The sequence below is a fragment of the Ihubacter sp. rT4E-8 genome (assembly GCF_049852125.1).
Classification (GTDB): domain Bacteria; phylum Bacillota; class Clostridia; order Peptostreptococcales; family Anaerovoracaceae; genus Senimuribacter.
On record NZ_CP187532.1, the window covers coordinates 1,536,637 to 1,561,701 of the forward strand.

23 protein-coding genes are annotated in these 25,065 nt (G+C 43.0%); 10 read left to right on the forward strand and 13 right to left on the reverse strand.

Annotated elements, in window-relative coordinates:
• The first annotated feature begins 13 nt into the window (after window positions 1-13).
• The 10 genes from ACPW7J_RS07620 to yneA all read left to right on the forward strand — a co-directional run bounded on the left by ACPW7J_RS07620 (window position 14) and on the right by yneA (window position 11,785).
• Window positions 14-1,204 carry a pyridoxal phosphate-dependent aminotransferase gene (locus ACPW7J_RS07620; RefSeq protein ID WP_425754870.1) on the forward strand — a complete coding sequence of 397 codons (1,191 nt, stop codon included), beginning with the start codon at window positions 14-16 and terminating at the stop codon, window positions 1,202-1,204.
• Between the two features lie 115 nt (window positions 1,205-1,319).
• Window positions 1,320-1,793, forward strand: a complete 474-nt coding sequence (locus ACPW7J_RS07625; RefSeq protein ID WP_425754871.1) for a GNAT family N-acetyltransferase — start codon at window positions 1,320-1,322, stop codon at window positions 1,791-1,793.
• 726 nt (window positions 1,794-2,519) lie between these two features.
• Window positions 2,520-5,153 (forward strand): DNA mismatch repair protein MutS, encoded by a 2,634-nt coding sequence (gene mutS / locus ACPW7J_RS07630; RefSeq protein WP_425754872.1) that lies wholly within the window; start codon window positions 2,520-2,522, stop codon window positions 5,151-5,153.
• Complete coding sequence (mutL, locus tag ACPW7J_RS07635) at window positions 5,146-6,963, forward strand: DNA mismatch repair endonuclease MutL (RefSeq protein ID WP_425754873.1); 1,818 nt, start codon at window positions 5,146-5,148, stop codon at window positions 6,961-6,963. The genes mutS and mutL overlap by 8 nt, the downstream gene beginning before the upstream one ends.
• Before the next feature lie 8 nt (window positions 6,964-6,971).
• Complete coding sequence (gene miaA, locus ACPW7J_RS07640) at window positions 6,972-7,898, forward strand: tRNA (adenosine(37)-N6)-dimethylallyltransferase MiaA (RefSeq protein ID WP_161873122.1); 927 nt, start codon at window positions 6,972-6,974, stop codon at window positions 7,896-7,898.
• Window positions 7,880-9,007 (forward strand): tyrosine-type recombinase/integrase, encoded by a 1,128-nt coding sequence (locus ACPW7J_RS07645; protein WP_161873121.1) that lies wholly within the window; start codon window positions 7,880-7,882, stop codon window positions 9,005-9,007. Before miaA ends, ACPW7J_RS07645 begins: the two co-directional genes overlap by 19 nt.
• Window positions 9,008-9,068: 61 nt before the next feature.
• Complete coding sequence (locus ACPW7J_RS07650) at window positions 9,069-9,179, forward strand: hypothetical protein (RefSeq protein ID WP_425757512.1); 111 nt, start codon at window positions 9,069-9,071, stop codon at window positions 9,177-9,179.
• 85 nt (window positions 9,180-9,264) lie between these two features.
• On the forward strand, window positions 9,265-10,557 hold the full coding sequence (locus tag ACPW7J_RS07655; protein WP_425754874.1) for an aminotransferase class I/II-fold pyridoxal phosphate-dependent enzyme: 1,293 nt from the start codon (window positions 9,265-9,267) through the stop codon (window positions 10,555-10,557).
• Window positions 10,558-10,592: 35 nt separating this feature from the next.
• The gene (locus tag ACPW7J_RS07660) at window positions 10,593-11,366 is read left to right on the forward strand and encodes a VTT domain-containing protein (protein WP_161873118.1); all 774 of its coding nucleotides are present in this window, start codon (window positions 10,593-10,595) and stop codon (window positions 11,364-11,366) included.
• A 116-nt stretch (window positions 11,367-11,482) separates the two neighbouring features.
• A complete protein-coding gene (yneA, locus tag ACPW7J_RS07665; RefSeq protein ID WP_161873117.1) occupies window positions 11,483-11,785 on the forward strand; it encodes a cell division suppressor protein YneA in 303 nt (100 codons plus the stop codon).
• Window positions 11,786-12,240: 455 nt separating this feature from the next.
• Here the strand turns inward: yneA and ACPW7J_RS07670 are convergent, their stop codons facing one another.
• The 13 genes from ACPW7J_RS07670 to ACPW7J_RS07730 all read right to left on the reverse strand — a co-directional run bounded on the left by ACPW7J_RS07670 (window position 12,241) and on the right by ACPW7J_RS07730 (window position 25,046).
• Window positions 12,241-12,708 (reverse strand): hypothetical protein, encoded by a 468-nt coding sequence (locus ACPW7J_RS07670; RefSeq protein WP_425754875.1) that lies wholly within the window; start codon window positions 12,706-12,708, stop codon window positions 12,241-12,243.
• 3 nt (window positions 12,709-12,711) lie between these two features.
• A complete protein-coding gene (locus tag ACPW7J_RS07675; protein WP_425754876.1) occupies window positions 12,712-13,164 on the reverse strand; it encodes a helix-turn-helix transcriptional regulator in 453 nt (150 codons plus the stop codon).
• 67 nt (window positions 13,165-13,231) lie between these two features.
• Window positions 13,232-14,071 (reverse strand): class I SAM-dependent methyltransferase, encoded by an 840-nt coding sequence (locus ACPW7J_RS07680; RefSeq protein ID WP_425754877.1) that lies wholly within the window; start codon window positions 14,069-14,071, stop codon window positions 13,232-13,234.
• 165 nt (window positions 14,072-14,236) lie between these two features.
• Window positions 14,237-17,947, reverse strand: a complete 3,711-nt coding sequence (locus ACPW7J_RS07685; protein ID WP_425754878.1) for a phosphoribosylformylglycinamidine synthase — start codon at window positions 17,945-17,947, stop codon at window positions 14,237-14,239.
• Window positions 17,948-19,219 (reverse strand): phosphoribosylamine--glycine ligase, encoded by a 1,272-nt coding sequence (gene purD, locus ACPW7J_RS07690; RefSeq protein WP_161873113.1) that lies wholly within the window; start codon window positions 19,217-19,219, stop codon window positions 17,948-17,950.
• A gap of 36 nt (window positions 19,220-19,255) precedes the next feature.
• On the reverse strand, window positions 19,256-20,440 hold the full coding sequence (locus ACPW7J_RS07695; protein WP_425754879.1) for a phosphoribosylaminoimidazolecarboxamide formyltransferase: 1,185 nt from the start codon (window positions 20,438-20,440) through the stop codon (window positions 19,256-19,258).
• Between the two features lie 17 nt (window positions 20,441-20,457).
• Window positions 20,458-21,174, reverse strand: a complete 717-nt coding sequence (locus ACPW7J_RS07700) for an IMP cyclohydrolase (protein WP_424959849.1) — start codon at window positions 21,172-21,174, stop codon at window positions 20,458-20,460.
• Window positions 21,171-21,761 carry a phosphoribosylglycinamide formyltransferase gene (gene purN, locus ACPW7J_RS07705; RefSeq protein WP_424959850.1) on the reverse strand — a complete coding sequence of 197 codons (591 nt, stop codon included), beginning with the start codon at window positions 21,759-21,761 and terminating at the stop codon, window positions 21,171-21,173. Before purN ends, ACPW7J_RS07700 begins: the two co-directional genes overlap by 4 nt.
• Window positions 21,755-22,798: a phosphoribosylformylglycinamidine cyclo-ligase gene (gene purM / locus ACPW7J_RS07710; protein ID WP_425754880.1), complete on the reverse strand. Its 1,044-nt coding sequence runs from the start codon at window positions 22,796-22,798 to the stop codon at window positions 21,755-21,757. Before purM ends, purN begins: the two co-directional genes overlap by 7 nt.
• A gap of 43 nt (window positions 22,799-22,841) precedes the next feature.
• Complete coding sequence (purC, locus tag ACPW7J_RS07715; RefSeq protein ID WP_425754881.1) at window positions 22,842-23,558, reverse strand: phosphoribosylaminoimidazolesuccinocarboxamide synthase; 717 nt, start codon at window positions 23,556-23,558, stop codon at window positions 22,842-22,844.
• 21 nt (window positions 23,559-23,579) lie between these two features.
• Window positions 23,580-24,074: a 5-(carboxyamino)imidazole ribonucleotide mutase gene (purE, locus tag ACPW7J_RS07720; protein WP_161873107.1), complete on the reverse strand. Its 495-nt coding sequence runs from the start codon at window positions 24,072-24,074 to the stop codon at window positions 23,580-23,582.
• A 212-nt stretch (window positions 24,075-24,286) separates the two neighbouring features.
• Window positions 24,287-24,736, reverse strand: a complete 450-nt coding sequence (gene ruvX / locus ACPW7J_RS07725) for a Holliday junction resolvase RuvX (RefSeq protein WP_424959852.1) — start codon at window positions 24,734-24,736, stop codon at window positions 24,287-24,289.
• Between the two features lie 64 nt (window positions 24,737-24,800).
• The gene (locus tag ACPW7J_RS07730; protein WP_161873105.1) at window positions 24,801-25,046 is read right to left on the reverse strand and encodes an IreB family regulatory phosphoprotein; all 246 of its coding nucleotides are present in this window, start codon (window positions 25,044-25,046) and stop codon (window positions 24,801-24,803) included.
• Window positions 25,047-25,065: the final 19 nt, after the last annotated feature.

Sequence of the window (25,065 nt, forward strand, 5' to 3'; positions counted from 1 at the left end):
AGAACGAGAGACAATGAAACTATCAAACAAAGTGGAATCCATGCAGTTTTCACCAATCAGAAAGTTCAATCCTATCGCCCAGAAGGCGAAGGATGCCGGTAAGAAAGTTTACCATCTGAACATCGGACAGCCGGACGTAGAAACACCGGCATGCTTTATGGACGCCATCAGAGCGTATGAGAACAAAGTCATTGCTTACGCTGAATCCGGCGGTATCACCGAGTTGCAGGACGCTGTATCCGATTATTTCAAGACTTATGGCATGGAAATCGGCAGAAGCGACATGATCGTGACAACCGGCGGTTCTGAAGCTTTGACCATGACGTTCCTGGCTCTGCTCAACGAAGGGGACGAAGTCCTCATCGCGGAACCGTTCTATACCAATTATCATACATTTGCAACTTCCGCAGGCGGTAAAGTCGTTCCGATTACTACAAAAGCGGAAGAAGGATACCACTACGCAAAGAGAGAGCAGATTGAGCCGCTGATCACAGAAAAGACCAAGGCAATCTGCTGCATCAATCCGGGCAACCCAACTGGTACTGTACTTACTAAAGAAGAAATGCAGTTAATCGGCGAAATCGCAAAGGAACACGACCTGTGGATTATTGCTGACGAGGTATACAGAGAATTCGCTTATGACGGCAGAGAAGCTGTTTCCTTCGGTCAGGTAAAAGACGTAGAGGACAGAGTCATCATCATCGATTCCGTTTCCAAGAGATTCTCCGCATGCGGCGCAAGAATCGGCCTGCTGGTTTCCAAGAATCAGGAATTCATGCAGAGCGTTATGAAAATTGCCCAGGGCAGACTTTGCGTTTCTACAGTTGACCAGGTAGGCGCTGCTGCACTGTTCAAACTGCCGGCTTCTTACTATGATGAAGTAAAAGCAGAATACTGTGGCAGAAGAGACGTTGTGTACGAAGAACTGATGAAAATTCCTGGCGTAGTCTGCCAGAAGCCTGGCGGCGCGTTCTATATGACCGCGAAGCTGCCGGTTGACAGTGTGGAAGATTTCCTCATGTTTCTGCTGACAGAATTTGAAGACAACGGCGAAACCGTCATGTTCGCACCGGCTGAAGGCTTCTATGCGACGCCGGGTCTTGGTAAAGACGAAATGCGTATCGCATACGTTCTGAATCAGGCGGATATGAGAAGAGGCGTAGAACTGATCAGACTTGGAATCGAAGCATATAACAAGAAATAAGATGTTTTCGGAATGTTTCGTTGAAACTTCACCTAAACGTTGACACTACATTGGAGGACGCAGGTAAAAATCTGCGTCCTTTTATAAAAGGTAAAATTTGAAAGGTGATTACAGTATGGAAGTGATTAAAATTTCTAATAAACCTGAACTGAAAGCGCAGGCTACTGCGTGGTTTTCAGACAAATGGGGCGTGCCTGTAGATGCTTATCTGGAAAGTATGGCGGATGCAGCTTCCAATCCGCATGGTATTCCGAAATGGTATCTGATTTTAGATGATAGTAATACCATCATTGCCGGCGCAGGCATCATCGAAAACGATTTCCATGAGAGAAAAGACTTAACACCGAATCTATGCGCATTGTATGTAGAACCTGCATACCGGGGGCAGGGAATTGCCCGCAAGCTCATGGATATCGCCGTAAAAGATACTGCTGCAGCAGGTTTTGAGCGTTTGTATCTGATTACAGATCACACACAGTTTTACGAGAAATGTGGCTGGAACTTTTACGGCATGGTGAAAGAAGATGATGGCGGTGAAATTCGCATGTATGAAAGGGTATGCCAGCGCGGAAACACAGAGAACACATGAAAACAAGAATTTCATGCCGGAAACTGTCTTTCTGACACATTGTGCCAAGAAATCACAGTAAAGTGTCAGATTTTAAATTTGTGTTTTTGGAAAAATGACATTTTCCCTGTCTTTTTTCACAGAAAGTGTCAGAAATCAATTAGTAATATTATATAATTACATTGATTTTAGCGAAACTATTTATATTTTTTGTGAATCATCGAACTCAAATGCAAGTCAAGATGCAGAAACCTGACACATTTGGATCGAAATCGCACTTATTGTGTCAAATTTGCAATAACTCAAAAATGAAAAATGACACTTTATGCTCAAAATTACACAGATTGTGTCAAAACCGGTATTACGCATCAATTGCCGTGTGGACACGGCAATTGATGATTGTATTACCGTACTTTTTTTGGTATAATGAACGCAGTTATCTAAAACGGGTGTTGCCGCAAGGAAGCGTTCATTGAATTATGCATTATAAATTCCGGAGGTGAAGCCTTGGAATCGGCACAAAAATACAACGATATCAGTCAGAAAAAACTTGTATGCTCGACACCCAGGGAAAAGCTTATATCGTAGAAGATTTTCTACCCCTGATGATTAAAAGGGGTATTAGAATATGATTTTATATCATGGCTCCAAGAGAAACAAAATCTAGAAGAACAACCGGAGAAGGTTTATGAATAAATTGTCATTTCAGGTATAATATTAGAGAAACAGAAAAGGAGTTATCCATCCATGGCAAAAAACAAACTGTCGCCTATGATGCAGCAATATTTGGAAATAAAGGCAGAATATGAGGATTGTATTCTCTTTTTTAGATTGGGCGACTTTTATGAAATGTTCTACGACGATGCAAAAATTGCGTCCAGAGAACTGGAACTGACCCTGACCGGCAAGAACTGCGGACAGGAAGAAAGAGCGCCCATGTGCGGTGTTCCGTTTCATTCCGCAGATACATATATCGCTCGATTAGTGGAAAAGGGCTATAAAGTAGCTATTTGTGAACAGATAGAAGATCCTGCGGAAGCAAAGGGCATCGTCAAACGTGAGGTTATTCAGATTGTCACACCGGGAACGGTGACCTCTCAGTCCATGCTTAACGAAAAGGAAAATAATTATTTGGCGTCTGTCTATTTGGACAAACGAGGTATGTCCGTCTCATATTGCGATATTTCCACCGGCGAGCTTTATACCACAGAGGAGAACCGCGGGTTAAATCTATATGAAGACCTTTTAAATGAACTGGTAAAGATCAACGCAAAAGAAATTATGATCAATCAGGAATTTGCCGAAAGCTACGATCAGGAGGAGATCAAAGCAGTCACCGGAGGATTTCTCTTTGTTATGAACGACGCTTATTATAATCCAAAATCCGCTAAGGACTCCATCAGCGCCCAATTCAACGGACTTTCGATGACAGCGCTGGGTCTTGACGGTCGTGACCTGTGTATTATGTCTCTAGGCGCACTTCTGGCTTATCTTCTTGAAACGCAGAAGCAGAATCTGGCACAGCTGACGCGATGCCAGTTTTACGAGCTTGGGAAACATATGTCCTTAGACAAAGCCACCTTGAGAAATCTGGAAATCACCGAAACCTTGTATGATAAACGTGTACAGGGCTCGCTTCTGGGCGTTCTGGATAAGACTGCTACAGCCATGGGCAGTCGTAAATTAAAGCAGTGGCTGCGTGAACCACTAAACAATGCGGTTGAAATTAACGGCCGTCTGGACGCTGTAGAGGTTCTTACAGAAAATCCTATGATCGAAAACAATATACGCGAGGCGTTAAAACAGGTCTATGATTTTGAGAGACTTGCCGGACGAATCGCTTCCGGCAGCGCTAACGGAAAGGATTTGATCGCATTGAAATCATCGGTCAGAGTTTTACCGGAAATCAAAGAATCTCTTTCCTATGGACAAGCGCCTTTATTGGAACTGTTATCAGAAAGAATTCACGATTTATCCCCTATTTATGACCTTATAGAAAGTGCGATCTGTGACGATCCGCCGTTTACGATCAAAGACGGAGGTATCATCAAGGAAGGATGGTCTGAAGAACTTGACAGTATCAAATATTCCATAAAAGACGGAAAGCAATGGATAGCAAGCCTTGAAGCCACAGAACGGGAGCGTACCGGCATTAAGAACCTAAAGGTAGGCTTTAACAAAGTATTCGGCTACTATATTGACGTGACCAAATCTAATACACATCTGGTACCGGAGGATTATATCCGTAAACAAACTTTAGTCAACAATGAACGGTATATTACACCAGAATTAAAAGAAATGGAAAGTCTGGTTCTCAACGCCGAAACAAAGATCAATCAGTTGGAGTATGAGCTGTTTACGAATGTGCGGTTGGAAATCCAAAAATATATACGAGAAATTCAAGAGACGTCTCAGTCCATTGCGCAGCTGGATGTTCTCTGCAGCTTTGCCAGAGTCAGCAGTCGTCTCGGTTATGTAAAACCAGTTATTGACGAGAGCTACGAATTGAGAATTGAAAAGGGGAGACATCCGGTCATAGAACAGATGACCGGTGGAGGACTGTTCGTTTCCAATGATACATATTTGAATAATACGGATACATCCATGCTGGTAATCACAGGACCGAATATGGCAGGAAAGTCCACCTATATGCGTCAGACGGCTCTGATTGTACTCATGGCGCAGGCCGGATGCTTTGTACCCTGTGAATCTGCGAAAATCGGCGTTGTTGACCGTATCTTCACCAGAATCGGCGCGTCAGATAATTTAGCCCAAGGTCAGTCTACCTTCTTCGTGGAAATGAGTGAGCTGGCATATATTCTTTCCTGTGCGCAGGACAGAAGCCTGATTATTTTGGATGAAATTGGACGGGGAACCAGTACCTACGACGGACTTTCGATTGCATGGGCTGCTGTAGAATATCTATGTAATGACGAGAAACATATTCGAACGCTTTTTGCCACCCATTATCATGAACTGACCGTTCTGGAAGATCAGATAAAGGGTGTGCAGAATCTTAATGTTGACGTTTCAGAAGAAAACGGCAATATTGTTTTCCTGCACAAAATTATTCCCGGCTCTGCCAGCCGCAGCTACGGTATTCATGTGGCAAAATTGGCCGGTATACCGTCATCGCTGCTGCACAGCGCCAGAGCTAAGCTGGAATGTCTGGAAGAAAACAGCGCGCAAGTCAGTCTGACAGAGCAGACACAATCCGCAGGGGCATTGTCCAAAGGCAAACCAGAAGAAGAACAGATTTCTTTCTTCATTCCGCAGCAAAGTCCTGTGGTAGAAAAGCTAAAAAAGCTGGATCTGATGGATGTAACGCCGTCTCAGGCCATCAGGATTTTAGAAGAATTAAAGGAAGAAATTGATGATTAAAGTATTAGATAAACAAATCGCGGACAAGATCGCTGCCGGTGAAGTCATTGAGCGTCCTGTATCTATTGTCAAAGAACTGACAGAAAACGCTGTAGACGCAGGAGCGTCATCTATAACAGTAGAAATCAAGAACGGAGGCAAATCCTATATCCGTATTACTGACGACGGCTGTGGTATTCCGTCAGACCAAGCGGAAACGGCTTTTTTACGCCACGCCACAAGCAAAATAGAAAAGGTGAAGGATTTAGATGCTATTCACACATTGGGATTCCGAGGAGAAGCTCTGGCAAGCATCGCGGCAGTAACACATACAGAACTGATTACGAAAACCAAAGGAGAAAAGGTAGGAACCAGATTATTGATTCACGGCGGAGAGATTCTTGCCAATGAGGGTATGGGATGTCCTGATGGCACTACTATAGTCGTCACTGATCTGTTTTATAATACGCCTGCCAGACGAAAATTTTTGAAATCCGACGGAGCAGAGAGCGGTCAGATTATAGACTTCGTCGCTCAGTTAGCCCTCGCCTATCCTAATATCCGATTTCGTTTCATTAACAACGGCAGTCATCTGTTTTCCACAACAGGAAAAGGGGATCTTCATGCCGCAATTCTTGCCGTGTATCAGCTCAGCGAATACCGCGATCTCGTTCCTGTAGATTATACAGAAAGCGAAACCTCTGTTCATGGCTTTATTTCTCGGCCTTCCCTGACGAAAACCACTCGCAAATCCCAAATTTTCTTTGTTAATGGCCGCGTAATATCTAGTAAAATCATCGAAAAGGGCGTTATGGAAGGATATCGCGAACGTATCTTCGAAGGACGGCATCCTGTGGTATTTCTCTTTGTAAATACAGATCCCGCCCGATTAGACGTAAACATCCATCCAAACAAGAAAGAAGTCCGTTTCGACAATGAAAAGGAAATCATAGAAATCGTAGCAAAGGGTATCAGTCAGGCGCTCGGCACCAAAGCGGCAGTAACCGAGGTGAAGAAGGTTTTCTCCGCGTCTTCAGAGAAAAGCACTTCTTCACAAAGAGAAGAACAGATAGACATAAAACAGATATTGTCTACTAAACGAAGGCCAATACCTGCTGTTGCCGAGAAAGCGCCGGAAACATTTAGTGCGGAAGCTTCTGCAATGTCCGAAGAACGCGCGCCTTATATTGTCGAAATGACAGCTGTGAAAACTAAAGCGTTACTATCCCTGGAAAGCCCCAGGCAGAAACCTTTTGATTTCGCAGACCTGTACATTACCGGCGTTATATTCGATACTTACATTACAGCCACTGACGGAGGCAGTTTTTATCTGATCGATCAGCATGCCGCTCATGAAAGAGTTTTTTATGAAAAGCTGGTGGGAGAGTATCTGTCGGAAGAAAAGCTACGTCAGCCTATTCTGACACCGATTATAATCGAGGTGCCTTTTGATGTAAAAGAAAACGAATATAACTGGCTGGATTCTTTGACAGATATGGGATTTTCCATAGAGGAATTTGGCCAAAATTCTTATATTATACGGGAAATCCCCACGTTTATGAGCCTTTCAGAAGCTGAGGATTTTGCCAAAATCTTTATTGAGAATCTTTCAGAGGGAACACAGCTTTCCAATACGGTGGTCATCAACAAACTGATCACAAAATCCTGCAAATCAGCTGTTAAGGCACATGATAAATTGTCTGCCACCGAAATGCAGTCCCTGATCAACCAGCTAGCCGCTTGCAAGAATCCTTTTTCCTGTCCTCACGGCCGTCCTACTTTTATCAGGATGACCAAATATGAAATCGAGAGAATGTTTAAACGTGTATAGAGGTGTCTATGAATCGTGAAATCATCGTAATTTGCGGCCCTACAGCCGTTGGAAAAACAGAATACGCCATTGAGGTCGCCTTGGCCTTTAACGGAGAAATCGTTTCCTGCGATTCCATGCAGCTGTATAAATATATGGATATCGGCAGCGCCAAGCCTACCGTAGATGAACGTGCCCGGGTTCGGCATCATCTTGTAGACCAAATAGATCCTTTGAAACCATTTTCTGCGGCAAAATATCAACAGCTGGCAAAAGAGGCTATACAGGATATTTTTCAACGGGGCAAGGTGCCTGTAATCGCAGGCGGAACGGGACTTTATCTGAACGCGCTTCTTTACGATATGGATTTCAGTACGCCTCCCGGTGATCCTTCTCTGCGCAGCGCCCTTTATATGATCGCTGAGAAAGAAGGCGCAGAGGTGCTTCATATGCGGTTGTCCAGGTTAGATGCTGAGGCGGCGGAAAGAATTCACCCTAATAATATAAAAAAGGTGGTTCGGGCAATAGAAGCTGCTCAGTCAGGCGGTAAAATCAAAGATTTTGCTGCTGACTTAACACCAACCTCAGACTATACGGCAGCTATGATCTGTTTGAACAGAGATCGCGCCGAACTCTACGACAGAATTAACCGCCGGGTAGATCTTTTGATAGAAGATGGACTTCTAAACGAGGTTGAGGGACTTTTGGATATGGGATTGGATGAAGGAGATATTTCCATGAAAGGAATCGGGTATAAGGAGATCATCGGGTATTTTCACGGACAATATACTTTGGATGAGGCGATAGACCTCGTAAAGAAAAATACGCGGCATTATGCGAAAAGACAACTGACCTGGTTCAAGCGGTACAAAGACATGAAATGGTTTAATATATCTTCTTATAAAAACGATAAATGCTGCCAGGAGGATATTTGCAAATGGCTACAAAACAGGTAAAAATTCATAATAAAAGCGATAAGCCCGATAATATCGTACAGAAAGAAGCGCAGATTTTTCAGGAGTGCGAGAATATAGAGGCGGAGCTCCCAAGGTTTCTGCGCGGCTTTTTTATCTATCTGAAAGGCAACGTGCTGCCTATGTCACGGCTTGCTTATCTGCACGATATTAAGTTTTTCTGCAGCTATCTCATTGCTGAAACCGATCTGACAGAGGCAGAGAACACCTCACAGATTACGCTGCAGGATTTCAGCCGTATTCAGGCTGTTGATATCAATATTTATCTGGATTACTGCAGAAAATACAAGGTGGAAACAGATAAGAATATTTACGTTTACGAAAATAACAACAAAACCCTCGCACGAAAAAAATCATCCGTCTCGGTCATGTTTAAGCAGCTTTACAGAGATCAGCTTCTAGAAAAAAACATTACTGACGGTTTTGATCCCATTCGGGTGCCTAAGGCAGGAGAGCGGGAAATTAAGGCGCTGCAGGATGATGAGGTCATGATTATGTTGGATGCTGTAACAAACGGCACCGGACTTTCCAAACACGCGTATTCCTATTGGCAGAAAACGAAGAAGCGGGACAAAGCGATTCTGATACTGTTTCTGACCTACGGTCTCAGACTGTCAGAGCTACAGCAGCTCAATGTATCTTCCTTTAACTTTTCCCGTGGGGAGTTCAAGATCTATAGAAAGCGGGGGAAAGAATCGATTATGCCGCTGAACCAGTCAGTTACAGCAGTAATGGAGGATTATCTGGCAAATGAAAGAGCTTCTGAGGATACGCTGTCAGAAGAACATCGAGATGCTCTCTTTCTTTCTTTGCAGGGAACCAGGATGACCGACAGACAGATTCGGGAGCTGGTAAAAAAATATACGGCAATCGCATTGAAAACATCTTCTAAAGCAGGCTACAGTCCCCATAAGCTGCGCGCCACAGCGGCTACCAGTCTGATCAGGCGCGGCAATTCCATCTATGATGTGGCGGCGCTTTTAGATCACGAGCAGGTGACAACCACCCAGCTTTATGCCCAGCATAAACAGAATGTAAAGAGAGATTTAGTCAGCGGCATGGAGTGGGAGAAGGAAAGGACTGAAACATAATGCAAAAATTATGGAACCTGCAAAATCCTCATTACTTCTTTCCAGTGAGACAATTTTTACTATGTTGGCAGGAATGCTATTTTTCAGGGAAATTCTGACGATGAAAGAATATTTGGGCTGTGCCCTGATTTTCATTGCCATGATTATTTCACAAATCCAAAGAAAATCTTAAGACTTTGTGAAAAATTGGCATCGATGATTTACAAAATAGACAGAGCGTTTATAATGTTATATAGAAAGGAATTTAGAAACGATCGATGAACCATACAGAACAATTATTGACAAAAGAGCTTGGAATTCATCCCGCCGTCTTGGAACTGGTACAAAAGGCGGAGGAAGCTATTGTACCGGATTTCAAAGCTTTAGACGACATTATGACTTATAATCAGTATAAGGTACTGGCAGCTTTGCAGAATCACCGCATTGCGGACATGCATTTTGCCTGGAATACCGGTTACGGCTATGACGACCCGGGCAGGGAAGCAGTGGAAAAGGTTTACGCTGAAATTTTCGGCACAGAGGCAGCATTGGTACGACCGACCATTGTCAACGGAACCCACGCCCTTGCGATTACTTTGATGGGAGTACTTCGTCCAGGCGACGAACTGATTTACTGTAGCGGCGGTCCTTATGACACGCTGGAAGAAGTCATCGGAATCCGTGGGGAAGGGATGGGATCTCTGAAAGAATACGGGATTACCTATCAGCAGGTTGAATTGCTTCCTGACGGTTCCATCGACCTGGAAACTCTTGAAAAAACAATTTCTGAAAAAACAAAAATGGTTTCCGTACAGCGGGCTACCGGATATAGTTGGCGTAATTCTATTACTGTAAACCAGATAGAAGAAATGACAAAACTTGTACACAATATCAATCCGAACATTGTTTGTATGGCAGATAATTGTTATGGTGAGTTTTTGGATATAAAGGAACCTACCAACGTTGGAATTGACGTTATGGCGGGCTCTCTAATTAAAAATCCAGGCGGCGGCCTTGCCCTGACAGGCGGCTACGTTTGCGGCCGAAAGGATTTAATTGACAAGATTTCCTACCGTATGACCTGCCCGGGAATCGGCGCAGAATGCGGATTGACCTTTGGACAGACCCGTTCTGTTTTGCAAGGACTTTTTACTGCGCCGAAGGTGGTAAACGGCGCAGTAAAGGGCGCGGTTCTTTGCGCGAAGGTTTACGAAATGTTGGGCTTTGACATAAGACCCGGCGTCAAGGATGCGAGAAGCGATATCATTCAGTCGGTCAAGCTGGGCTCGCCTGAGGCTGTCATTGCTTTCTGTGAAGGAATTCAGGCAGCAGCGCCGATTGACGCTCATGTGACGCCAGTTCCGTGGGCGATGCCCGGTTATCAATCCGACGTTATCATGGCGGCAGGCGCCTTTGTACAAGGCTCCTCCATTGAACTAAGCGCCGACGCGCCGATCCGGGAACCGTATATCGTATATTTTCAGGGAGGACTGACTTATGAGCACTCTAAATTCGGTGTCCTGAAGTCTGTCAATCAGTTATTTCAAAAGGGACTTTTAAAGACTTTATGATTTTAGGGGAATATGGATTAGAGGGAGTATTTTAAATGGACAAAGAAACGATCAGAGAAAATGCCCATCGTACAAAAGATGAGGTCAAGGATAATTTAAAAAAAGCGAAAAAGACCAAAGTTTTGTTGTCAATTCTGAAGCTGACAGTGCTCTTTGCTATTGTAGTAGCGATTCCTGTATATGTTTATTTTTTCCAAAAGGATTTTCTCGCCCAGTTTAAATCCTTTGACGATATCATTGTATTCTTACGTTACTACGAAATGGAAAGTATCTTCGTTTATATTGGGATTCAGGTTCTGCAAATTGTCATTAGTGTAATACCGGGACAAGCATTTCAATTTGCTGCAGGATATTTGTACGGTTTTATTCCCGGACTGCTGTTCTCCTGCGTTGGAGCAGTGGTTGGTACAACGATCTCTTTCTATTTAGCCAAGCTGTTAGGGAAAGACGCCGTACATCTGTTCTTTGGCGAAGAACGAATGGCATATTTTCTGGATAGGCTAAACAGCAAAAGGGCATATACGATCGTGTTTCTGCTTTACGTTATTCCGGGTCTTCCTAAGGATGTCGTCAGCTACGCAGCAGGAGTATCAGAAATGAAATTCAAGCCGTTTCTGATACTTTCGCTGCTGGGACGCATTCCTGGTATGGCTGGAAGTCTTCTGATCGGCGCGTTTTATATGAAAAAGCACTACATCGGTATGGCTGTAGTGGCGGCTCTGGCAGTGATCGCGTTCATACTATGCATCATTTACCGAAAAAAGATCAATAAGTATCTGGATCGTTTTTATGATAAAATCACCAGATAGCTCGTTCTTTTTTGTTCTTATTCTTTTCGAACAAATGTTTAAATTTCCTCTTGACAAAGAACGTTTATTCTGATATTATATAGAAAACGAACAAATGTTTAAAAGAGGGTGAGAACATGAATAAAAGATATAAAATTACTTCCAGATTCAGATTCACATTATTTATCACTATTACAATCCTTTGTATATTTACAGTTATGAGTACCTTAATTGGTTTCAATACAGTCAGCAGTTCTGCTATGGATCAATATCATCAGGTTAAGATTCAATCCGGCGATACACTTTGGGAGATTGCTGCCGAATATGGTCCGGAAGACGCTGATGTTCGCAGGATTATTCATGAAATTTGTGATATTAATGAAATCTCAGCTGATAGCCTGGAAGCCGGTCAAACGATTATCGTGCCGGTGTATGAATAATCGAGCTAAACAGATATTCTTAAACAAGCGAAAAATCTGAAGGTATAAGATATCGACCTTATAACAAAAAAACGCTTAAAACGCAAAATAAAGCCTCAAAATTTTATCCCATAATAGAATTCTTCATACAGCAATATTTTATTGTTCATGGAGAATTCTTTTTTAATTCGTAATAGAAGTTGCAGCTTCATACAGAGAAACAGAGTGAGGTCCGATCACATTACAATACGTATCAGCAGAAAAGTTGATTATAACAATGAATCAATATGGAACAGAAACCAGTGATGTGGAATGCACAATGAATCTACATTGAAGTATAAGAAAATAAACAATTCAGAGATTAACCTGTTGAACGTTCCATAACTATTCCCAAAATTATGATTTTAGGAATAGTTATTCTCCTAAAAAAGAAAGGAGTTTTCGCTCCTCTCCTAACACTAATATCCTTTATTGTTTTAATATATCCAGCTTGTCGGTATAAAAAATAAATACGGCGCGGTGAAAACTGCTAACGCCAGCGCTACCTTTTTTAACTGTTCTGGCTGGAGATTCGCCTTCTTAAGTGCAAACTTTGAATTAAAAAAGTAAATGCATACGGCAGAAATCAGAATACATCCGGCAACCCACAGACATGCAAATACATTTTCAAATGGATTATATGCAACGGTGTCGTTAAGCATCATGAAAACCACGCCTATAAAATCGGCTAAGAAGCCCAGCAGCCATACTCTCAACAATACTGTCCGCGCCTTCCTCGCCGGATTTGCACAGCCTGTAAACTTCATAGCCAGCATGGTTACCAGAAAATCAATGATAGCATTGCCGGGTAAAATAATAAGCCAGGTTATCGGTACAAGCCATAAAAGCCATATAGGTAATAATATGTTATATAGTTTTATTTCATTAGAATGATTGTTTTTCACGGACTATTCCTCCTGTAACATATTTAGATGTAACTGTACTTCCTCCAAACTAAACGAGGACATTCTCCGACAATTTTCATTATCAAGAATACGATAATGCTGGGATATAATATTTTGCTGTATTTTAAACTTCCCTTTTGCTTCAATTTCACGCCACCAAACATTACCTCCCATAGTTTTCGGATAAACACGAGGTCTTCCCTCAAATGCCAAAGCTTGAATCATATCAGACGGTATACCGCCGAAAGTTCCTGCAAGAACTTGGCTATCATCAAAAAGTGTACATAACACAACACTACCGCTCCAGCCAAGCGTTCTCCTCCCCTTCTCTATCTCTACCAATGTTTTTTTAGAAATTCCCAAAACCTCAGCCATATGATCTTGACTATACCTGTATTCTGTACGAATCAGTTTTTCTATTTGATTACATTCATTTATGAATTCTTCTTTCGTCATAAAATCTCCTTTAAAAACATCGCCATATAGTGTAATATTACACTATATGGCGATGTTTGTCAATCTCTTATTCTTTATTCTTTTTTCCTGCAATCAAAAAGTGTGGACTGATACCGATCATCTCTCTTTCTGATTCTGTTAAACGCGCTAATTGTAAAAGCCGTTTTCTCCGCATTGGTTTTTCCCAGTTTTCTTCCAAATTAGGAGTGAGCCAAATGCAACCCTCTACCGCATGTAGACCAAGAACAGAAAAACCTTCGTTGACAATTTCGGTCTCTAATTCCTCTGCTGTATGAAAGTAAGCCTCTGTAATAAAGCTGCGATATTCTTCCGGTCTATTATGTTTTCCTGTTTCCATTTCTGCCTTAATCATGTTAAAAAACACGTCGTCATCTAAATACATATTTGTATCGGTAAACGAGGAAACCGCATACGTCATATTGCTCCATTTTGATATACCTGCAGCGATCAACAGTCCGCCTGGTTTCAAAACTCTTAAAGCTTCTGATAATGCAAGTGCTCGATCCGATCGCTTCTGTAGATGGTATAATGGACCCATGAGCAAAACCACGTCAGCGCTGCAATCCGCTCTTGGTAAAGCTCTGGCATCCGCTTCCTCTGCCATGAAAACAGCCTTATCTATAAAGTGCTCACGAGCATAAGCAACCTGTATACCAGATAATTCAAGAAGATCCACCTGATGTCCCTGACCTGCTAACCAGACTGCATACATGCCTATACCACCTCCTACATCATATATCCTACATTTCTCATGAATATATCTACTGAGGATCTCCTTTGTCCTTGCAAATTCAATCTTTCCCAGACATCGTTCCAGCCTCCCAATTTCAGCTCCGCTATCATAAAAATCGTAAATCTCACTGCTCATTTTTTCAAAGTTCATCATATCACCTCTTTGTTTTTTGGAATTATATCACAACTTTTTTAATGTGTAAACTTTTTTTGTTTTTTACAAACAAATAGTACTATTTCTATTTATCAAAAAAAGCAAAAAAGAAGACCTCTAAAAGTCATATGGCCTTTGGAGGTCTTCTCATTTTGTAATAGTCTTTTATTTGAAGTAATCTACTGCTGCCTTAAACATACCCATATCAAAGTCTCCTGGTACATTCCTATACAAATCCTTACCGATTCTCTCAGAATGACCCATTTTTCCTAAAACTCTGCCGTCAGGCGACGTAATACCTTCAATGCAGGCATAAGATCCGTTTGGATTATATTGGATATCCGTACTGATACGCCCTTCCAGATCTACATACTGTGTCAGAATCTGACCGTTTTCAGCTAATTCCTCAATCAATTGACGGGATGCGATAAAGCGTCCTTCTCCGTGAGAAATTGGAACTGTATAGATTTCCCCTGCTTTAGCGTTAGCCATCCATGGAGATTTATTAGACGCAATTCTAGTACGTACCAGCTTAGACTGATGCCGTCCGATTTCATTAAATGTCAATGTCGGACAATTCTCATCCGTATCGATAATCCTTCCGTAAGGTACCAGACCTAATTTAATCAAAGCCTGGAAACCGTTACAAATTCCTGCCATCAAACCATCTCGATTGTCTAACAGATCCGTTACAGCTTCTTTGATTTCCTCGTTTCGGAAGAATGCAGTAATAAACTTACCTGATCCATCCGGTTCGTCTCCTCCGGAGAAGCCTCCTGGAATAAAGATGATCTGCGATTCCCGTACCTTCAAAGCAAATTCCTCTACAGATTTGGCAATAGCCGCTGCAGATAAGTTATTGATGACAAAAATTTCAGGTTCTGCTCCAGCGTCACGGAAAGCTTTGGCAGAATCAAACTCGCAATTTGTTCCCGGAAATACTGGAATCAATACTTTTGGTTTCTCAACCTTGATCTTAGCATGAGGTCTTGCCTCTGATTGATAAGTATAAGCTTTCGCTTCATTATCCTCAGGGTGAATATTGCACGTATAAATCGGCTCCAATTTTCCCTCATAGATCATTTCCAATTCTTCCAGAGACAGTTGAACATCTCCATAGAAGATGGATGGCAAATCAAGAGTGTGGCCCAGAGAAACTACGTCAAAATCATTTCCGTAGAACATCATGCCACTGCCTGTTTCTACGATGAACGCTCCATAGTGATATCCAAAGATTGTTTCTAAATCAACAGAATCATTGAATTTAAACCCGATACCGTTACCTATAGACATCTTCAGTACAGCCTCTGCCACTCCTCCGAATCCCGGCGTATAAGCGCTGATAATTTTACCTTCCCGCATCATTTGATTTACGAAAGCATAGATTGTTTTCAGAGATTCAGCCTTTGGAAGTCCAGTGTCATCCTTTTTAGGAACAATCATTAGCACGCCATTATCCGCTGATTTGAATTCCGGAGAAATGATATGCGCCGCGTCTTCGGTTGTTACTGCAAATGAAACCAGTGTCGGCGGTACATCGATATCCTCGAAGGTACCGCTCATGGAATCCTTACCGCCTATGGCGGCCACGCCTAATTCCTTCTGTGCCTTGAAAGCGCCTAAAACAGCAGCCATAGGTTTTCCCCACCTTCTCGGCTCGCGCATCGGCTTTTCAAAGTATTCCTGGAAGGACAAATATACGTCCTCAAAGGAAGCGCCTGTAGCGATCAGCTTAGATACAGATTCCACAACAGCCAGATAAGCGCTGTGATATGGACTTTTTTCCGCTATATAAGGATTATATCCCCATGACATGACGGAACAGGTAGACGTATGTTCCTTTTCTACAGATACCAGATTTACCATAGCCTGGATCGGAGTCCTCTGACGGATACCGCCAAACGGCATCAGAACGGTTCCCGCTCCAATCGTAGAGTCAAAGCGCTCGGATAAGCCTCTCTTGGAACAAACGTTGAGATCTCCTGTTAACGTCTTAAATCCGTCCGCAAAATCAGTCGGAATTTCCTTTTCATAAGGCTCTGCTTTAGAAATTTCAATGTCGATGTGTTTCTCCGCGCCGTTTGTATCTAAGAAAGCTCTGGAAATGTTTACAATTGCGTTTCCATTCCAGAAAATCTTCAGGTATGGATTTTCTTTCACTTCGGCGACGATTGTCGCCTCTAAGTTTTCTAATTCAGCCAACTGACAGAAACGATCAGCGTCTTCCTTTGCTACGACAACAGCCATTCTTTCCTGAGATTCACTGATCGCCAGTTCTGTACCATCTAAACCGTCATACTTTTTAGGAACAGCATTGAGGTTAATCTCAAGTCCGTCGGCTAACTCTCCAATCGCGACAGAAACACCGCCTGCCCCAAAGTCGTTACAGCGTTTAATCAACTTTGATGCTTCAGGATTTCTGAACAGTCTCTGCAGCTTTCTTTCTTCAGGCGCGTTACCTTTTTGCACCTCTGCGCCACAGCTCTCCAGAGATTGTGTTGTATGAGATTTAGAGGAACCTGTTGCTCCTCCGCATCCGTCTCTGCCTGTCTTTCCCCCCAGCAAAATGACAATATCGCTGTCTACAGGACGTTCTCTGCGTACATTCTCAGCCGGAGCCGCAGCTACTACAGCGCCAATTTCCATTCTTTTCGCCACATAGCCTGGATGATATAATTCATCTACCTGACCTGTAGCAAGGCCGATCTGGTTGCCGTAAGAGCTGTAGCCGTTAGCAGCAGTTGTTACGATCTTCCTTTGCGGCAGCTTACCTTCCATAGTTTCGGAAACTGGTTTCAGCGGATCGGCAGCGCCCGTCACACGCATGGCTGAATATACGTAGCTTCTGCCTGATAAAGGGTCTCGAATCGCGCCGCCTACACAAGTTGCAGCGCCGCCAAAAGGCTCAATTTCTGTCGGATGATTATGGGTTTCATTTTTAAAGAGCAAAAGCCAAGGCTGTTTTTCTCCGTCAACCTCTACCTCCATCTTCACTGTACACGCATTGATTTCCTCTGATTCATCCAGTTTGTCCAGAAGCCCCTGCTTCTTCAGATACTTCGCGGCAAGCGTACCGATATCCATCAGGTTCACTGGCTTAGTACGACCCAACGCTTCGCGAGTTGTCATATAATCGTCATAAGTAGCCTGGATCGCCGCGTCCTCGAAACGAACGCTGTCAATTGTTGTATTAAACGTCGTATGTCTGCAGTGATCAGACCAATACGTATCGATCACCCTAATTTCTGTAATTGTCGGATCTCTGTCCTCAGATTTGAAGTAATCCTGACAGAATTTCAGATCGCCCAGATCCATAGCCAGTCCATAATTGCTAAGGAACTCTAATAATCCCGCCTCATCCAACGTATTAAATCCATTTAAAACGGCAACCTCTGTAGGAATTTCATATTCCACCTTTAGTGTATCAAAAGTGTCCAGTGTGGCTTCTCTGGCTTCTACTGGATTGATTACATATTTTTTAATCTCAGTAATCTCCTGCTCTGAGAGATCGCCGGACAACAGATAAACCTTTGCAGTTCTAATAGCAGGACGTTCTCCCTTTGATATAATCTGAATACACTCGGCAGCAGAATTTGCTCTCTGGTCAAACTGTCCCGGAAGATATTCCACAGCAAAAACACAGTCGGACGAGGATATATCCAACGTCTCAAAGGTTTGATCCACCTGCGGTTCCGAAAAGACAGCGTTTACAGCCTGGTCAAATAATTCTCTTTCCAGGTTTTCTGCATCGTAACGGTTGACAATACGCAGATCCGTCAAATTCTTTATCTGAAGAAGGTTAACGATGTCATTCTTCAGAGAAGCCGCCTCATGGGCAAACGCTTTTTTCTTTTCAACATAAATTCTATAAACCATTTATTTCTCCTCCAATGCTGTGAGAGCTCTCTGACCAATATCGTTTCTGTAGAAAGCATTGTCAAAATGAACCTTCGCTATAGATTTATAGGCTTTTTTAATCGCTTCTGCAATATCCGCTCCGCGCTCAGTAACGCCCAGAACCCGACCGCCGTTGGTTAAAAGCTTTCCATCGTCAGAAAGCTTTGCCCCTGCGACATAGACATCCTCCACATCATCGTCAATTATAATTTCAAATCCTTTTTCATACTTAACAGGATATCCCTCTGAAGCCATGACAACACAACACGCGGCATCGCATGCAAAATTTACTTCCGCCTGATTCAATGTTCCTGCTGCCACATGCTCCATAATTTCAAATAGATCACTGTCCAAAAGCGGCAGTACAACCTGTGTCTCAGGATCACCAAAACGACAGTTATACTCAATCACCTTCGGTCCGTCTTCTGTAATCATCAGACCGAAATACAGGCATCCTTTAAATGTTCTGCCCTCCTTGTTCATAGCATCCATCGTCGGCAGGAAGATCTCTTTCATACACTGTTCAGCCACATCTGCAGTATAGTACGGATTCGGTGCAATCGTTCCCATACCTCCGGTGTTCAGTCCCTTATCACCGTCCAACGCACGTTTATGATCCATAGAGGAAACCATCGGTATCAAAGTCTTTCCATCCGTAAAGGATAATACGGAAACCTCCGGTCCTGTTAAGAATTCTTCAATAACCACCTTGCTTCCGCTTTCTCCGAAAACCTTGTCCTCCATCATGTCGTGTACAGCCTTCTTCGCATCCTCCAGCGTTTCTGCAATAATGACGCCTTTACCCAGAGCTAAACCGTCCGCCTTGACGACTACAGGAATTTTACAGGTTTCTAAATAGTTCAAAGCGCTTTCTATATCGGTAAAGGTTTCATACGCTGCCGTCGGAATATGATACTTCTTCATCAGATCCTTAGAGAACGCTTTGCTGCCTTCGATGATAGCCGCTTTTTTCTCCGGTCCAAAGCATGGAATACCTTCTGCCTCCAGCAAATCTACAAGGCCAAGCACCAATGGATCGTCTGGCGCTACAACTGCAAAATCTACAGCGTTTTCTTTTGCAAACTCTACAATCGCCGGAAGATCCTTTGCCCCGATATCCACACACTCTGCGTCGGCTGCCATACCACCGTTGCCCGGTAAAGCATAAATCCGGCTTACCTTAGGACTTTTCTTTATTTTTTTAATGATGGCATGCTCTCTGCCGCCGCCACCAACAACCATTACTTTCATGTATATACCTCTTTCATCTTCTGTAGCAAAACAGCCTTAGTGATGGAATAACCGCATTCCTGTGAACACAGTTACCATATCATATTTATCACAGACTTCTAATACATTATCGTCGCGCACAGAGCCTCCCGGTTCTGCAATATAGGAAACGCCGCTTTTCTTCGCGCGTTCAATATTATCGCCAAATGGGAAGAACGCGTCGCTGCCCAATGCAACGCCTGTAATGGTATCCAAATAAGCACGCTGCTCCTCACGAGTAAAAGGCTGCGGTTTTTCTGTAAACAGGGTTTCCCATACGCCGTCTCTCAGAACATCCTCATACTCGTCACCCAGATAAACATCAATAGTATTGTCTCGAGTAGCTCGGGCGATATCATCCTTAAACGGCAGGTTTATAACCTTATCTGCCTGTCTGAGGTGCCAGAAATCAGCCTTGTTTCCTGCAAGACGCGTACAGTGAATTCTGGACTGCTGTCCAGCGCCCACACCGATTGCCTGACCATCCTTTGCATAAGCAACGGAATTGGATTGCGTGTATTTCAGGGTAATCAGAGCAATAATCAAATCACGCTTCGCTTCTTCCGGTAAGTCTTTGTTTGCCGTTCTGATATCTGTAAGCATTTCCGGCGTGATTCGGTAGTCATTTCTGCCCTGCTCAAAAGTAATTCCGAATACTTGTTTTATCTCCTGCTTCTCTGGAACATAATCAGGATCTATTTTTATGATATTGTAATTGCCCTTCTTTTTCGCTTTTAGAATCTCTAAAGCTTCTTCTGTATAATCTGGCGCAATAATGCCGTCGGACACTTCACGCTTTAAGATTGTCGCTGTTACAGCGTCACAGGTGTCGCTCAACGCTACCCAATCGCCGAAGGAAGACATTCTGTCTGTTCCTCTGGCTCTCGCATAAGCTGTAGCAATCGGAGACTCGTCTAAACCCGGAATATCATCAACAAAACAAGCCTTTTTCAGAGTTTCATTCATCGGAACGCCTACAGCTGCAGAAGTAGGACTGACGTGTTTAAAAGATGCCGCCGCAGGCATATGCAGAGCCTCTTTTAACTCTTTTACCAGCTGCCAGCTGTTGAAAGCATCCAGAAAATTGATATAGCCCGGTCTGCCATTTAGGATCTCCACAGGCAGTTCACTGCCGTCAGACATATAAATCTTTGCCGGCTTCTGATTCGGATTACATCCGTATTTCAATTCAAACTCTTTCATCTTTTCAGACCTCCTCATTAAGCGTTTTTATTCAGCATGCGGTTTTCCGCTTTACCGGTTGCAAGATCCACATATCTGACATAGAGAGAAATTTTATTATCCCCGTCCAGACTATTCCAAATTTCCTCTGTGAAAGCATCGATATCATCAGGAATGTCAACACGTTCCGGCTCACCGCAAAATGTCGGAATCGGATTGCCGTCCTGTAAATAAGTATGAATAAAGTGTCCCAGGCCTGGCAAAGCCGTATAGTTATAATAATATCTGTTGCAGGCTGTGCCTTCCGGATCGGCGCTCTTTAAAATGCTCATCTTGTACGTTAAGTCTTTGCCAAAAGTAAACATTCCGCTGATTCTCGGCGTCCAATTTGGACCGTCCGGTTCAAAGCATCTGGTATCCAGCGCTTCCTCAAAGGATTTACCTTCCTTAAGAAATTCAAAAATGGTATCCGTCTGATCACCATTGGTCACAATTAGCTTATCTTCATACTTTCGCATCGGATAATAAATGATTAAAGAAGGATCTTCAACCTTGGATTCATCGAACGGTTTAATCATAACATTTTCGTCTTCCTCCAGAAAAATGCGATTTCTGCTGTTCTCACTTCTTCCCATAATGAAATACGCGCTGACAGCCTTTTTTCCATCCCGGCTTTTTCCAAGAACAATTCCTCTGCCTACATAGGAATTACCCTTTACAGAAGCTTCCATTGTTTTTATTTCATATACATTCATTGCTCATTCTTTCCTTTCGCCAGTTTATAGCTGATTTTTTCCACTGCCTGAGGCAGTAAAACCCATTCAGCCTGTTCCATGACTCGTCTTTGTAAAGTCTCAGGCGTGTCGTTTTCCAAAATTTCTACCGCTTTCTGCGCGATGATCTTTCCGCCGTCAGGTATTTCATTGACAAAGTGTACCGTAGCGCCCGTCACTTTGACGCCATATTCCAACGCCTTTTCATGAACATGAAGGCCGTAACAGCCTTTGCCGCAAAAAGACGGAATCAGCGATGGATGGATATTGATAATCCGTCCTTCATAGGACTGAATAAATTCTTTGCTCAAAATCTTCAAGAATCCGGCTAAAACGATCAGTTCGACGCCCTCTGCCTGAAAAGCCTGCAGGAGCTGCTTTTCGTCCGTCATGATTATCCCTTTGATACCGTTGCTCTCAGCTCTTTTCAATGCATAAGCATCAGCTCTGTTAGATGCGACTAAAACGATCTCACCGCTTTGAATTACTCCGCTATTCTGAGCGTCAATCAAAGCCTGTAGATTCGTACCTCCTCCAGATACCAAAACAGCAATTTTCGTCTTTAGCATATTTCCACGCCTTCCTCAGATTTAACTACCTCACCTAAAATGTACGCGTCTTCTCCGTTCGCTTTCAGAACCTCAAGTGTCTTATCAGCATCCTCCTTCGCAACGATGACGGTCATACCAACTCCCATATTAAAGGTATTGAACATATCTCTTTCAGGAATGCCGCCTCTTTCTGCAATCAGTTTGAAGATCGGAAGAACTCTGATATTTTCTCTCTTAATTCTTACGCCGAAGCCCTTAGGCAGGCTGCGAGGAATATTCTCGTAGAATCCGCCGCCTGTAATATGAGCAACAGATTTTACTGTAACCTCCTTAAAGAGATTAACCATCGGCTTCACATAGATTCTGGTCGGTGTCAGCAGCGTCTCGCCTAAGGATTTGCCGCCCAGTTCCTCCAAAGGTGTTTTAATATCCGCATGTTCTACGTCCAGAACCTTTCTGACCAGGGAAAAGCCGTTAGAATGTACGCCTGAGGATGGTAAACCTATGATTACATCTCCTTCGCGAACTGTTTCTTTCTTTAACACTTTAGATTTATCCACTACACCTACGGCAAAGCCGGCAAGGTCGTATTCGTCTTCAGGATAAAAGCCCGGCATTTCTGCTGTCTCTCCACCGATCAAAGCAGCTTCCGACTGAATACAGCCCTCTGCCACACCGCTGACGATCTGCGCAACCTTCTCAGGATAATTCTTGCCGACAGCAATATAATCCAGGAAGAACAACGGCTTAGCGCCTACACAGATGATATCGTTGACACACATTGCCACACAGTCGATACCGACGGTATCATGCTTGTCCATGAGGAACGCCATCTTCAGCTTTGTTCCTACACCGTCAGTACCGCTGACAAGAACAGGTCTTTCAATACCTTCAAGATCCAGCTCCAACAAACCGCCGAAACCTCCGATATCATCAGGTACATTACCAAATACCATCGTCTTTGCCACATGCTCTTTCATCAGCTCCACTGCTTTATATCCGGCAGTAATATCAACTCCCGCGGCCTTATAGCTTTCACTGAAACTTTTTCCCATTTTTAACTTCTCCTCTTTTACTTATCCTTATAATATATTCTGATTATTCTCCCATTAGCCGTTTTAAAACTTCCTCATAGGCGTCCTCTACGCCGCCCAGATCTCTTCTGAATCTGTCTTTATCCAGTTTTTCATGGGTAACTGTATCCCAGAAACGGCAAGTATCGGGTGAAATTTCATCAGCCAGCACAATTTGACCATCTGCCGTTTTGCCGAATTCCAGTTTAAAGTCGATTAACTCAATATTATCGTCCTTTAGATAAGAGGCAAGAATCTCATTGATTTTTAAAGCGTAAGATTTAATCGTATCCAACTCTGCATCTGTCGCGTATTCCATCGCCAGAATATGATAATCGTTTACCATAGGATCGCCCAGATCATCATTTTTATAGCTGAATTCCAGTACCGGTCTTTTCAGCTTGTATCCTTCCTCAAGACCCAGTCTCTTTGCCAGAGATCCTGCTGCAATATTTCTGACGATAACCTCAAGCGGAATGATACTTACCTTCTTTACTACAGTTTCTCTTTCATTTAATTCTTCCACAAAATGTGTCGGAATTCCTTTCTCCTCCAGCATTTTCATCAGAAAATTAGTGACTCTGTTATTGATGGCGCCTTTTCCAGTGATCGTCCCTTTTTTTAATCCGTTAAAAGCTGTCGCGTCATCTTTATACGATACAATGCACAAATTCTTATCTGTTGTCGCATACACCTTTTTAGCTTTTCCTTCATATAACTGTTCTGTCTTTTCTACGCTCATCTTATCTTACCTCTTTTCTATTTAGTTGTTATATTTTTCTTCCACAGCCAAATTCTTTGCAAGAACCTTTTCAGCCGCTGATTTTCTCTGTGCATCCAGTTTAGCGGCAATCTCCTGATCCTCGATGCCAAGCATCTGGATTGCCAGCAAAGCAGCATTTTGCGCGCCGTCAATAGCCACAGTGGCTACAGGAATCCCTCCCGGCATCTGGACAGTAGACAAAAGAGCATCCAGACCGTCCAAAGTAGAGGACTTGACAGGAATACCAATAACCGGAAGTGTGGTACTTGCCGCAATAGCGCCTGCTAAATGCGCTGCTTTACCCGCAGCCGCGATAATCGCGCCAAATCCGTTATCCCTTGCATTTTCGGTAAATGCTTTTACCTCTGCAGGTGTACGGTGCGCCGAATATACATGCACTTCGTAAGGAATACCGAATTCATCCAAGGTATCCATCGCTTTTCCTACAACGGGAAGGTCACTGTCGCTTCCCATAATAATTCCAATTTTCTTCATCTATTTAACCTCCAAATTTTTCTTCAAAATCTGTACTAATAAAACTTTATCACATCTATCCATAGTGTCAATATTTGTTCAGAAAAAAGCCGATAAATGCTAACGTTTTCTATAAAAAAACGTCAAAAAACAGAAAATTCGCGAACATTTTTTACAACTTACAATTATATTGTTCGTTTTTATTCCTTGTCCAACAAATCAGCGGCCCGGACTTATTCCTGACCTTTTTTCCTCATGGCTATGCTGTCAAGATAGCTCTGCATAATCAGAACCGCAGCCTGTTTATCAATAACCTCTTTTCGCTTTTTGCGGCTGACATCCGCTTCGATGAGAACCTTTTCAGCCATAACCGTGGTCAGACGCTCATCCTGCCATACGACCTGGATTCCCTTCATGCCGGTGCTGCGCATTTTGTTCTCTAACATTGTGCGAAATTCATAGACTTTTTCCGTCTGTATACTATCAGTACCGTCCAGCTTACGCGGTAAGCCAATCACAATCGTATCGCATGCATACTCTTTTACCAGATCCAGAATTTTGCCTGTATCCTTTCGGATTCCAACCCTTTCTAAAGTCATTAATCCCTGTGCAGTGATGCCCAATGCATCGCTGAGAGCAATGCCGACTGTTTTATCTCCTACATCTAACGCTATCTTTCTCATAAGGCTCCTCTTTTTTCAAAGAAAACGGCAGGTGAAATACAACCTGCCGTTTTTCTGCAATTTCTTATTTTCTTAAATAATCTTTCAAGATCTCTTCAACCAAATCATCTCGGTCAATGCGGCTGATCATCGTACGCGCATTATTATGACTGGTGATATAAGAAGGATCACCTGAAAGAATGTATCCAACCATCTGGTCGATACCATTATAACCTCTTTCTTCCAAAGCCGCATAAACTGTTTCCAGCACTTCTTTCGTAGTTTTCTGCTGTGTTTTTGCCGCATCGAACATAATTGTCTTTCTCTCCATGATAACGACCTCCTTCTCC